This window comes from Kaistia adipata DSM 17808 (genome assembly GCF_000423225.1).
Lineage (GTDB): Bacteria > Pseudomonadota > Alphaproteobacteria > Rhizobiales > Kaistiaceae > Kaistia > Kaistia adipata.
On sequence record NZ_AUHO01000007.1, the window covers coordinates 407,852 to 419,990 of the forward strand.

General features: G+C 68.0%; 12 protein-coding genes. 8 read left to right on the top strand and 4 right to left on the bottom strand.

Features of this window, described 5'->3' with window-relative positions; all coding sequences use genetic code 11:
- Positions 1-211: 211 nt before the first annotated feature.
- The 8 genes from edd (at position 212) to G539_RS0106915 (ending at position 8,087) form a co-directional block, all read left to right on the top strand.
- A complete protein-coding gene (gene edd, locus G539_RS0106880) occupies positions 212-2,026 on the top strand; it encodes a phosphogluconate dehydratase (RefSeq protein ID WP_029074536.1) in 1,815 nt (604 codons plus the stop codon).
- 310 nt (positions 2,027-2,336) lie between these two features.
- Positions 2,337-3,779 carry a siroheme synthase CysG gene (gene cysG / locus G539_RS0106885; RefSeq protein WP_029074537.1) on the top strand — a complete coding sequence of 481 codons (1,443 nt, stop codon included), beginning with the start codon at positions 2,337-2,339 and terminating at the stop codon, positions 3,777-3,779.
- 22 nt (positions 3,780-3,801) lie between these two features.
- The gene (locus G539_RS23990; protein ID WP_051231164.1) at positions 3,802-4,125 is read left to right on the top strand and encodes a DUF2849 domain-containing protein; all 324 of its coding nucleotides are present in this window, start codon (positions 3,802-3,804) and stop codon (positions 4,123-4,125) included.
- Between the two features lie 3 nt (positions 4,126-4,128).
- Positions 4,129-5,787: a nitrite/sulfite reductase gene (locus G539_RS0106895; protein WP_029074538.1), complete on the top strand. Its 1,659-nt coding sequence runs from the start codon at positions 4,129-4,131 to the stop codon at positions 5,785-5,787.
- Complete coding sequence (locus tag G539_RS0106900) at positions 5,774-6,550, top strand: phosphoadenylyl-sulfate reductase (protein ID WP_029074539.1); 777 nt, start codon at positions 5,774-5,776, stop codon at positions 6,548-6,550. The genes G539_RS0106895 and G539_RS0106900 overlap by 14 nt, the downstream gene beginning before the upstream one ends.
- A gap of 1 nt (position 6,551) precedes the next feature.
- Positions 6,552-7,070 carry a DUF934 domain-containing protein gene (locus G539_RS0106905; protein WP_029074540.1) on the top strand — a complete coding sequence of 173 codons (519 nt, stop codon included), beginning with the start codon at positions 6,552-6,554 and terminating at the stop codon, positions 7,068-7,070.
- A gap of 15 nt (positions 7,071-7,085) precedes the next feature.
- Positions 7,086-7,418, top strand: coding sequence for a 2Fe-2S iron-sulfur cluster-binding protein (locus tag G539_RS0106910; RefSeq protein WP_029074541.1), 333 nt, complete (start codon positions 7,086-7,088; stop codon positions 7,416-7,418).
- A gap of 438 nt (positions 7,419-7,856) precedes the next feature.
- Complete coding sequence (locus tag G539_RS0106915) at positions 7,857-8,087, top strand: DUF2798 domain-containing protein (RefSeq protein WP_029074542.1); 231 nt, start codon at positions 7,857-7,859, stop codon at positions 8,085-8,087.
- A 1-nt stretch (position 8,088) separates the two neighbouring features.
- Here the strand turns inward: G539_RS0106915 and G539_RS0106920 are convergent, their stop codons facing one another.
- Genes G539_RS0106920 through G539_RS23995 form a run of 4 tightly spaced genes read right to left on the bottom strand, consistent with a single transcriptional unit; the run spans position 8,089 to position 11,932 of the window.
- Positions 8,089-9,225: an ABC transporter permease gene (locus G539_RS0106920; protein WP_029074543.1), complete on the bottom strand. Its 1,137-nt coding sequence runs from the start codon at positions 9,223-9,225 to the stop codon at positions 8,089-8,091.
- A complete protein-coding gene (locus tag G539_RS0106925) occupies positions 9,222-10,205 on the bottom strand; it encodes an ABC transporter ATP-binding protein (protein WP_029074544.1) in 984 nt (327 codons plus the stop codon). Before G539_RS0106925 ends, G539_RS0106920 begins: the two co-directional genes overlap by 4 nt.
- A 4-nt stretch (positions 10,206-10,209) precedes the next feature.
- Entirely contained in the window at positions 10,210-11,166 is a 957-nt protein-coding gene (locus tag G539_RS0106930; RefSeq protein WP_029074545.1) for an HlyD family secretion protein, read from the bottom strand.
- 1 nt (position 11,167) lies between these two features.
- A complete protein-coding gene (locus G539_RS23995) occupies positions 11,168-11,932 on the bottom strand; it encodes a CerR family C-terminal domain-containing protein (protein ID WP_051231165.1) in 765 nt (254 codons plus the stop codon).
- Positions 11,933-12,139: the final 207 nt, after the last annotated feature.

Genomic DNA, 12,139 nt, shown 5'->3' on the forward strand with positions numbered 1-12,139 from the left:
AGCGTCGCCCGGACCGGACCCGGCCGCGGGCGATGCTCCAAGACGGAGAGTGGCCGCGTCGAACCGATCGACGCCGACGCCGTTCTTACGAGATGACCACAGAACGGGGCACCCTCTCCCGTTCACGGGAGGGCGTGGGAGAGGGGTTTGGAGCGAGCAGGTGCCATCCTGCTTCTCGCGCAGGTTTTGGTTGCCCAGGAGACACCACGTCATGTCCATCCACCCCAAGATCCTCGAAGTCACCGACCGGATCCGGGCTCGCAGCGAAAAGACGCGCGGCCTGTACCTCGACCGACTCGCCGCCGCCCGTCATGCCGGCCCCCGCCGCGCCGCGCTCGCCTGCGGCAACCAGGCCCACGGCTTCGCCGCCTGCGGTCCTTCCGACAAGGCGGCGCTCAAGGGCGATGTCGTGCCCAATCTCGGCATCATCACCGCCTATAACGACATGCTTTCGGCGCATCAGCCCTACGAGACTTATCCGGAGGTCATCCGCCAGGCGGCGCGGGCGGTCGGCGGCGTGGCGCAGGTCGCCGGCGGCGTGCCGGCGATGTGCGACGGCGTCACCCAGGGCCAGACGGGCATGGAGCTGTCGCTGTTCTCGCGCGACGCGATCGCCATGTCGGCCGCCATCGGCCTGTCGCACAACACCTTCGACGCGGCGGTGTTCCTCGGCATCTGCGACAAGATCGTCCCGGGGCTCTTGATCGCGGCGCTGACCTTCGGCCATCTGCCGGCCGTCTTCATCCCCGCCGGCCCCATGACCTCGGGTCTGCCGAACGACGAGAAGGCGCGCGTGCGCCAGCTCTTCGCCGAGGGCAAGGCGAGCCGCGCCGACCTGCTGGAGGCCGAGAGCGCCTCCTATCACGGCCCCGGCACCTGCACCTTCTACGGCACCGCCAACACCAACCAGATGCTGATGGAGATCATGGGCCTGCACCTGCCCGGATCCTCCTTCGTCAATCCGAACACGCCGCTGCGCGAGGCTCTGACCCGCGCCGCCGCCAAGCGGGCGCTCGCCATCACGGCGCTCGGCAACGAATTCACCCCGATCGGCGAGATCATCGACGAGAAGGCGGTGGTGAACGGCGTCGTCGGCCTTAACGCCACCGGCGGCTCGACCAACCACACGCTGCACCTGATCGCCATGGCGAAGGCGGCCGGCATCCAGCTGACCTGGGACGACTTCTCGGATATTTCCGACGTCGTGCCGCTCCTGACCCGCGTCTACCCGAACGGCCTCGCCGACGTGAATCATTTCCATGCTGCCGGCGGCATGGGGTTCCTCATCCGCGAATTGCTGCAGGCCGGCCTGCTGCACGAGGACGTCTCTACCGTCTGGGGCACGGGGCTTTCCGGCTACACGGTCGAGCCGAAGCTCGGCGAGGACGGCGCCATTCACTGGCGCGAGGCGGCCCGGGCGAGCCTTGACGAGAAGGTCCTGGCGCCGGTCGAAAAGGCCTTCCAGCCGACTGGCGGCCTCAAGCTGCTCTCCGGCAATCTCGGTCGCGCCGTGATCAAGGTCTCGGCGGTGAAGGCGGAGCGCCACATCATCGAGGCGCCGGCCAAGGTCTTCCATACCCAGGACGCGCTCATCGCGGCCTTCAAGGCGGGCGAGCTGACCGAGGATTTCATCGCCGTCATCCGCTTCCAGGGGCCGCGCGCCAATGGCATGCCGGAGCTGCACAAGCTGACGCCGACGCTGGCCGTGCTGCAGGACCGAGGCCTCAAGGTGGCGCTCGTCACCGACGGTCGCATGTCGGGCGCGTCTGGCAAGGTGCCGGCGGCGATCCACGTCACGCCGGAAGCGGCGGCAGGCGGACCGATCGGCAAGGTGCGCGACGGCGACCGGGTCCGGCTCGACGCAGTCAGCGGCACGCTGGAGGTGCTGGTCGACGCCGCCACCTTCGCGGCGCGGCCGCAGGTCGAGGAAGACCTCTCCGGCAACGAGTTCGGCCTGGGGCGCGAGCTCTTCGCCATGTTCCGCGCCAGCGCCGCCCCGGCCGAACTCGGCGCCGGGGTGTTCTAACGCGTCTTGCAATAACTCTATAAATACGACAGTCTAAGTCGTGATTATGCCGTATTCCTTGACCCCGCCGCGCGGTGGGGTTCAAGGAACACGCCCCGTCGTCTGTCGATGGCGGCGGAAAAATGCATGGTCGATGCTGCGTAATACGCTGCGGTACTGCCGGCGGTGCCCGGCAGGGAATGCTTTTTCAAGCCGCTCCGTGAGTTTGGAACGCGCATCGTCGTCTTGACCCCGCCAAGTCTCTAGAAAGTCTGCAATCGTTCCAGACTTCGCGCGGTCCTCCTTTCGGATCGCGCCCGAGGAGAGACGGATGGCCACGGCCGCACGCAATGTCACGCGCAAGCTGGGTACCTTTCCCGCCTTCCACCGGGTCGGGGGTCGGCGGGTCCTGATCGTCGGCGGCGGCGGTGAGGCCGCGGCCAAGATCCGCCTGCTCGCCGAGACGAGCGCCGAACTCGTCGTCTTCGCGCCGGAGCTGGAGGGCGAAGCTCGGCGCGATCTCGAGGCCGCGGGCGCCACCCTTAACGCGCGCTTCCCGGAGGCCGCCGATCTGGCCGATGCCGCGCTCGTCTTCGCCGCGACCGGCGATCTCGATCAGGACCGCGCCGTGCGCGATCTCGCTAAGGCGGCCGGCATTCCGGTCAATGTCGTCGACCGGCCCGATCTCTGCGATTTCTTCACCCCGGCGCTCGTCAACCGCGCGCCGCTGTCGATCGCGATCTCCACGGAAGGCGCTGCGCCCGTGCTGGCGCGCCATGTCCGGGCGCGGATCGAGGCGATGTTCTCGCCGCGTCTCGGCGATCTCGCCGACCTCGCGGAACGACTGCGGGCGCGCGTCGCGGAAAAGATCGGCTCCGGCGACGCGCGCCGGCGCTTCTGGGCGCATTTCTTCACCGGCCCGACCGCCGCCAAGGTGCTGGCCGGCCAGGTCGAGGACGGCGAGGGCGAGGGCGAGGCCGCTGCCGCAATCGACCGTGCCGCCGCGCAGTCCGGAACGATCGGCCATGTCAGCCTCGTCGGCGCCGGCCCGGGCGCCGAGGACCTGCTGACGCTGCGCGCGCTGCGGCTGCTGCAGGAGGCCGACGTCATCGTCTATGACAAGTTGGTACCGGAGGCGATCGTCGCCATGGGCCGGCGCGACGCACTGCGCATCTATGTCGGCAAGGCCAAGGGTGCGCATGCCGCCAGCCAGGACGAAATCAACGCCATCCTGGTGCGCGAGGCGCAGGACGGCCGCCGCGTCGTGCGGTTGAAATCAGGCGATCCGCTGATCTTCGGCCGCGCCGGCGAGGAGATGGCGGCGCTTCGCGCGGCCGGCATCCCGTTCGACATCGTGCCTGGCATCACCGCCGCCGTCGCCGCCGCTGCCGAGAACGAGATCCCGCTGACCTTGCGCGACGTCGCCTCGACGCTCGTCGTCGCGACCGGCCACGACATGCGCGGCGACACGCTGCCCGACTGGGCCGGGCTCGCGCTCTCGGGTGCCACCGTCGCCGTCTATATGGGCCGCAGCGTTGCCACCAAGGTCGCTGCCAGGCTGATCGAAAATGGCCTTAGCGCCTCGACGCCGGTCGCCGTCATCGAGAACGCCTCGCGCGCCGATCGTCGTGCCTATGCCGGCCGGCTCGACGAACTGGCGGAAATCGCCGACCGGCCGGAGCTCGACGGTCCCGTCGTCATCATCGTCGGCCACGTCGTTGCCGAGAGCGCGCTCGGCGTCACGCCGCTGCCGCTCGTGGCTCTGGCCGCCTGACATCCCGAAGCTGGATCCAAGCATGACCGACAAGCTCATCACTGCCAATCATCTCGCCGACGGGCTCGTCGTGTTCCTGACCGCCGCCGGTGGCTGGTCGTACCGGCTGGCCGACGCCCGCGTCATCCCGGACGCCGAGCTCGATGTGGCGCTGGCGCACGCCAAGGCGCAGCACGAGGCGCAGATCGTCGTCGATCCCTACGAGATCGAGGCGACCGTCGATGCGGATGGCGTGCCGGTTCCCGTTCGCCTGCGCGAAAAAATCCGCGCCGCCGGCGGCCCCACCGTCGCCTATGGCGAGGCCGAGCTCGCCGGGCGCGCCGTCCTTCTGAATCAGGCAGGTTGAGTGATGTATCGCTACGACGAGTTCGACCATGAGTTCGTGACCGCCCGCGTCGCGCAGTTCCGCGACCAGGTCGGCCGCCGCGTGTCCGGCGAACTGACGGAAGACCAGTTCAAGCCGCTCCGCCTGATGAATGGCGTCTACCTGCAGCTGCACGCCTACATGCTGCGCGTCGCCGTGCCCTATGGCACGATGAACAGTCGGCAGCTCCGGATGCTGGCGCACATCGCGCGCAAGTATGATCGTGGCTACGGCCATTTCACCACGCGGCAGAACATCCAGTTCAACTGGCCGAAGCTCTCCGAGATCCCGGACGCGCTGGCCGATCTCGCCTCGGTCGAGATGCATGCGATCCAGACCTCGGGCAACTGCATCCGCAATGTCACGGCCGACCATTTCGCCGGCGCCGCCGCTGACGAGGTCGCCGATCCGCGCCCCTATGCCGAGATCCTGCGGCAATGGTCGTCGCTGCATCCGGAATTCGTCTTCCTGCCGCGTAAGTTCAAGGTCGCCGTCACCGGGGCCGAGCGCGACCGTGCCGCGATCCAGGTGCACGACATCGGCCTGCATCTGAAAAAGGACGAGAACGGCCGGCTCGGCTTCGCCGTCTATATCGGCGGCGGCCAGGGCCGCACACCGATGATCGCCAAGAAGATCCGCGACTTCCTGCCGGAGGAGGACCTGCTCTCCTATTCGGAGGCGATCCTGCGCGTCTACAACCTGAACGGCCGGCGCGACAACAAGTACAAGGCGCGCATCAAGATCCTCGTGCACGAGACCGGCGCCGACGAGATCTCGCGCCAGGTCGAGGAAGAGTGGGAGCGCATCCGCCACGGCGCGCTGAAGCTGCCGCAGGGCGAGGTCGAGCGAATTCGCGAGTATTTCGCCGCGCCCGCCACCTTGAAGGCGCTGCCGCCCAGCGCCGCACTGGCGGTCGAACGCGCCCGCGATCCGGAATTCGATGCCTGGGTCGAGCGCAACACCCATCCCCACCACGTCGCCGGCCATGTCTCGGTGACGATCTCGCTCAAGGCCATCGGCAGCACGCCGGGCGACGCCACGGCCGAGCAGATGGACGCGGTCGCCGACATCGCCGAACGCCTCGCCTTCGACGAGATCCGCGTCAGCCACGAGCAGAATCTCATTCTCCCGCACGTCGCCGAGGACGATCTCCGCGCGATCTATGACGGGCTCGCGGCGATCGGCCTCGCGACCGCCAATGCCGGCCTCGTAACCGACATCATCGCCTGCCCGGGCCTCGATTACTGCGCGCTCGCCAATGCCCGCTCGATCCCGGTGGCGCAGCGCATCTCGCAGCGCTTCGGCGCCATCGAGCGCCAGCGCGACATTGGCGATCTCAAGATCAAGATCTCGGGCTGCATCAATGCCTGCGGCCACCACCATGTCGGCCATATCGGCATCTTGGGCGTCGAGAAGAAGGGCGAGGAGTTCTACCAGATCTCGCTTGGCGGCTCGGGCGACGAGGATGCGGCGATCGGCGAGATCATCGGCCGCGGCTTCTCGACGGAGGAGATCGTCGATGCCGTCGAGACGCTGGTGGACACCTATATCGCGAAGCGCGAGAGCCGCGACGAGACCTTCTTGGCCGCCTATCGCCGCCTCGGGCAGGGGCCGTTCAAGGAAGCGCTCTATGGCACGCCTTGACCCGGTCGCCTTCGGTTTCGAGCAGGAGCACGGATCGGCCTTCGATCATGAAAGCGCGGGGCTGCAGGCGGCCGCCGCCCTCAATGCGCGTTTCGCCGGGCTGTCCGCGCGCGACCTGATCGAGCGGGCGCTGGTCGAGGTCTTCCCGGGCCGCATCGCGCTGGTCTCGTCCTTCGGGGCGGAATCGGCGGTGCTGCTGCATCTCGCCGCCTCTGTCGATCGCGGCATTCCGGTCGTGTTCATGGACACGCTGCGGCTTTTTCCCGAGACGCTTGCCTATCGCGACATGCTGGTGGAACGACTCGGCCTGACCAATGTCCGCACCATCATGCCGGATCCGGAGGCGCTTCAGGCGGCCGATCCGCACAAGGCACTCTGGATGATGAATGCCGACGCCTGCTGCCGCATCCGCAAGACCGAGCCGCTGGCGCGCGCCATGGCGGGCTTCGACGCCTGGTTCACAGGGCGCAAGCGCTTCCAGGCGGCGACGCGCGCCGCGATCCAGGCCTTCGAGCAGGATGGCGACCGCATCAAGGTCAATCCGCTCGCGGCCTGGACGATCGACGATCTGAAAGCCTATGTGGCCGAACACGACCTGCCGCCACATCCGCTCGTCGCCAAGGGCTATCCCTCGATCGGCTGCCTGCCCTGCACGTCGAAGGTGAAGCCTGGCGAGGATGCGCGGGCCGGCCGCTGGCGGGGTCTGGACAAGACCGAATGCGGCATCCATCTAGGTCTCGAGAACGACGGAAGCGGCATCTGACATGAGCCTCTGGAAGAATGGATCCTTCGTCGACGACGCGTTTCGGCGAGTCGCGGATGACGAGCAGTTCGCCGACGGCGAGGCGGTGATCGTCAGCCTCGCGCGGTTCCGCGCCGAGCGCGACGCGCTGCTGGTGCGGGCCGAGCCGCTTGGCGTCGTGATCGAGCCCGGCGCTGACTGGTCCGACATTGTCGCCGACCTGCCGCGTCTCGCGGTGGTGGCGGCCGACCTGCCGAAATTTGCCGATGGCCGTGCGTTCTCGATCGGCCGGCTGCTGCGCGACCGGGACGGCTTCACCGGGGAACTGCGCGCCGTCGGGGCCTTCTTCCTCGACCAGATTCCCTTCCTGAAGCGTGTCGGCTTCAATGCGTTTTCGACAGACGACCCGCTTGTGCTAAAGGGACTTCGCGAGGGCCGCTGGCCCGAAGTGACCGAGTATCTGCAACCCGTCGCCGAACGGGGCGAGGTTCCGGCCGGAACGCGGCCATGGGCGCGCCGGCCCGCGGCCGGGACGGGATAGACCAAGGATAGTGCCATGAAGATTTTCGTCACCGACCATGCCGGCCAGGAACACGAGCTGGAAGCGCTCGAGGGCTGGCGCGTGATGGAAGTCATCCGCGACTGGAACGTCGGCATCAAGGCCGAGTGCGGCGGTGCCTGCGCCTGCGCCACCTGCCACGTCTATGTCGATCCCGACTGGGTCGACCGGCTGATCCCGATGTCGGACGAGGAAGAGGAGCGCCTCGACGACGCGATGGCTGTCAAGTCGAACTCGCGGCTCTCCTGCCAGCTGCTGATGTCGGAAGAACTCGACGGGCTGCGCGTCCGCCTCGCCCCCGGCAGCGAGCCGGAAGATCTGGCGGCATAGGGGACTTCGCGAGGGGCACTTGTTGTAAACCCACGGCCATCATCCTGAGGTGCCCGGCGCAGCCGGGCCTCGAAGGAGGATCCAGGGGGTCTCCTTCGCAAGGTCCGTCTGGTCTCAAAGGGTGACGAGTTTCGCTGGACCCTCCTTCGAGGCTTCGCTGCGTAAAGAACCTCAGGATGATGGCCGAGGGGCGCTGGGGGGCGTCGTTTCACTAGCGCTGAATCCGGGAACCGGCTTCCGTTACCTTGCCTTTTCGGTCGGTCTCCTTTACCTAACCCCCTGTCGAAAAACGTCGGCCGGTTTGGTTATCCCGGCCCCCGCGAAAGCGGTTGTGTCGCTCCAAGCGATCCCACGGCGCCTTGAAACCGGAAATCCGGGTGGCGCTGTGGCACGAGGTTTTTCGTGCGTGCTCCGCCTGTCCCTCATGGAGCACCCCACTTGAAGCCCAAGACCATCGTCATCGCGCAGTTCTTCATCTCGGGCATGATGGCCTTCCTCATGTCCGGCTATGCGACGGCCCTGCATTTCGGCGTCGGCGCGGCGTGGCCGGGCGAGTGGGGCCGCGCCTTCCTACTGGCTTGGCCGGTGGCCTTCGTGCTGTCGCTCGGCGTCGGACGTCTCGGCTTCCTGATCGCGACCCGCATCACGGGCGAGGGCCGGCGGGCCTGATCTAGTCCAGTGTCCGGCGGTAGCGGAACAGCGCGATCGCGCCGGCCGCCAGCCAGAAGGCGGCGAGCGGCCACATCTCGCCGGTGAGATCCGCGGGGCCGCTGCCCTTCAGCATGATGCCACGCACCGAGCGGATGTAGTGGGTGATCGGCAGCGCGCTGCCGATCAGCTGCGCCCATTCCGGCATGCCGCGGAACGGGAACATGAAGCCCGACAGCAGGATCGACGGCAGGAACCAGAAGAAGGTCATCTGCATCGCCTGCATCTGGTTGCGGGCGATCGTCGAGAACGTGTAGCCGAGCGTCACGTTGCAGCCGATGAACAGGAACGTCACGGCGAGCAGCACCACGAACGAGCCCATCATCGGCACATGGAAGAGGATCTGCGCGCAGACGAGGATGACCGAGACCTGGACGAGACCGAAGCCGATATAGGGCACGATCTTGCCGATCATGATCTCGAACGGCGTCGCCGGCGTCGCCATCAGGTTCTCCATCGTGCCGCGCTCGATCTCGCGCGTCAGCGCCAGCGCCGTCATCAGGATGGTGGTCATGGTCAGGATGGTGCCGAGCAGGCCGGGCACGATGTTGTAGGCGGTGATCCCCTCGGGATTGTAGCGGCGCTGGATGACGAGATCGACGGCCGAGGGGACGCTAGCCTCGGCCGCGAGCGGCCCGGTCAGTTCCCGTTTCAGCGCGCTCGAGAGAATCTGGGGCAGGGCGCCGAGCGCGTTCGAGGTGGCGGCCGGATCGGTGGCGTCGGCCTCCACCAGGAGCTGCGGCCGCGACCCGCGCACCAGGTCGCGCTCGAAGCCGGGCGGCAGGGTGATGACGTAGCTGGCCGAGCCGTCGATCAGCGCCTCGTTCGCCTCGGCCTCGGTGGCGAGCCCGGGCGCCACGCTGAAATAGCCGGATGCCTCCATCGCCGCCACGATGGCGCGCGAGGCCGGGCCGCCATCGCCGGCGACGATCAGCGTCGGCAGCCGCTTCGGATCGAGGTTGATGGCATAGCCGAACAGCACCAGCTGGATGATCGGGATGCCGATGATCATCGCGAAGGTCAGCCGGTCGCGGCGCATCTGGATGAATTCCTTCACCATCAGCGCCAGCACGCGCGAGAGGGAGAAGCCGCCGCTCATGGCGATCTCTCCGTCGCCGTGGGCCGCCCGTTCGCCGGCAAGTCGCCCGCCTGCGCCGTCTGCATCAGCCGGATGAACACGTCCTCGAGGTTGGTCTGGCCGGCGGAGGCGACGGCGTCTGAACCGGTCTCGGCCAGCGCCGCGTCGACGGCCGCCCGGAGCGCGGCGGGATCGGGGCCGACGACGTGCAGGTCGTTGCCGAACGGCGCCACTTGCTCGACGCCCGGCCTGTCGCGCACGATCTTGGCGATCGTGCCGACATCGCGGCCGCTGACGATGATGGTGGAAAGGCCGGAGCTTTCGATCACCTCCTCGACGGTGCCGCCCGCGACGATCTTGCCATAGGCGATATAGATGATGCGGTGGCAGCGCTCGGCCTCGTCCATGTAGTGGGTCGAGACCAGCACAGTCAGGCCGTCTTCCGCGAGCGTGTGGATCTCGTCCCAGAATTCGCGCCGCGCCTGCGGGTCGACGCCGGCGGTCGGTTCGTCGAGCAAAAGCAGCCTTGGCTGGTGCATGACCGAGGCGGCGAGCGCCAGGCGCTGTTTCCAGCCGCCCGACAGCGAGCCGGCGAGCTGGTCGCGCCGCCCGTAGAGGCCGAGCCGCTCCAGCGTCCGCTTCACCACGGCCGCTCGGTCGGGCAGGGCGTAGATCCGCGCCACGAAATCGAGGTTCTCGCGGATCGTCAGGTCCTCATAGTAGGAGAAGCGCTGCGTCATGTATCCGACCAGCCGCTTGATCCGGTTGGCGTCCTTGCGGATGTCGAGGCCGAGGCAGGTGCCGCTGCCGGCGTCCGGGCGCAGCAGGCCGCAGATCATGCGGATCGTCGTGGTCTTGCCGGAGCCGTTCGGGCCGAGGAAGCCGACGATTTCGCCGCGGCGCACGTCGAGCGACACATCGTCGACGACGGTCTTGTCGCCAAAGCGCTTGGTCAGGCCGTGAATGTCGATGACGACGTCTTCGGACCTGTCGGGCGCCATGGCGCTACTCCGCGATCAGCCGGATGTCGACGGGCTGGCCAGGGTCGAGCTCGCGCGCCGGACCCTCCGGTCGGGCCTCGACACGATAGACCAGCTTGGCCCGGCTCTCCTTCGAGTAGATCACGGGCGGCGTGTATTCGGCGTCGGTGGCGATGCTGGCGATCGTCGCCACGAGGCCGTCGGCGCAGCCGTCGCAACCGATCGAAACACGTTGGCCTGGATGGACCGAGGCGCGCTCCGGTTCGGGCACGAAGAAGAGGATCTTGCGGGCATCTGCGGGCAGCAGCGAGACGACGGCCTGGCCGGCGGGAACGAGTTCGCCCACCTGGTAGAAGATCTCCTCGATCCGGCCCGCCTTCACCGCGTTCTGGACCCGGCGGGCTAGATCCGTCTCGGCTTCCGCCACGGCGGCATCGAGCGCGGTCACCTTCTGCTCGGCCGCCGCGATCTGGTCGGGCCGGGCCGGCAGATTGGCGACGGCGCGGTTCTCCTGCGCGGCGCGGACGCGGGCGGCGGCGGAATCGAGATCCGCCTTCGCCTGGTCGAGCGCCGCGACGGCGACGACGGAGCGTTGCGACAGGTCGCGGTTGCGGTCGTAGTTCTTCTGCGCCACCGTCAGCGACGCCTCCGCGTCGGCGAGCTGCGCGTCGAGCACGCGGATCTCCTCGGGACGCTTGCCGGTCCGGAGGTCGGCAAGGCTCGCCTTCGCCTCGGCGAGAGTCGCGCGCGCCTGGTCGAGGGCGGCGCGCTGGTCGCGGTCGTCGAGGGTGAAGAGCTGGGCGCCGGCGTCGACCGTCTGGCCGCGCGCCACCGGCAGCGCCGTCAGGCGGCCGCTCGCCTCCGCGCCGACCAGCACATAGTCGGCGTCGACATAGCCATTGAGGACGGCGCCGCGCAGGTCGCCGCCGCAGGCTGCCAGCAGCAGCGCGGCGATGACCGGAAATGCGCCGCCGGCCCGCATGTCAGTCGTCCCGCGTGAGCTTTTCGCCGACCAGCATGTCGATGTTCTCGGTGACGATGCGGCGGATCTCGGCATGGTCATGGCTTGTCAGCGCGTCGCGGCCGAGCCGCCGCAGCAGCATCGGCTCCGCGACCCGGAAGATCACGAACTGCCCGGAAATCGCGAAGGCGCGATGCGTCGCCTCGTCCGAGCGTGGATCGAGGCCGAGCAGGATGGCGATCAGGTGGGTCGTCGCCCGCTGGCCATGGCTCATGAAGTCATAGACCACGTCGAACGCCGACGAGGGCTCCATCTGCTCGCGCATGATGAAGCGTCCCCAGAGCTCGGATTCGGCCTCGCCCAGCATCGAATTGATGTTGGCGTCGATGATGTCCTGTAGCAGGCGGCGGGCGGTCGGCCGGTCGACGGTACCCTCCAGCGCCTGCGCCGCCCTGTCGATGCTGTCGCCGGTGCGCGCCGCCATCTGCCCGACGACATATTCGGCGACGGCGCGATGCAGCGCGTCCTTGCTGCCGAAATGGTAGACGATGGCGGCGAGATTGGCTTCCGCGCGCTTGGCGATGTCGCGCGTGGCGGCGCCCTCGTAGCCATAGCGGCCGAAGGCGTCGAGCGCGGCGAGCAGCAGCTTCTGCCTGGTTTCGGCGCCGCGGTCCTGGCGGGCGCGGCGATAGTGGCGCGATGCAGGCAGCGCCGGCAGATCGGCGGGCACGTCGACCGCGACGCTGTCGGGATCCGCGCGTTCAACGTTCAGGGCGTCCGCAACCATTCTGCCTTACTCCAATTCAATTCACCCCTCCCGCGAGTGAAACTATTCGATCCGGCGGTTGCGTCAATCGAATGACTGAATTTATGCAGAACTAAAAGTTTGCGTGGGCCTCTTGCAGTCCGGCCCTTGAATCCCAAGGGGAATTCGGCCCCTCCGGCTTCCGGGAGCATCGGATCCACCCGGATTCGATGCCCAAGGGAGCCTTAT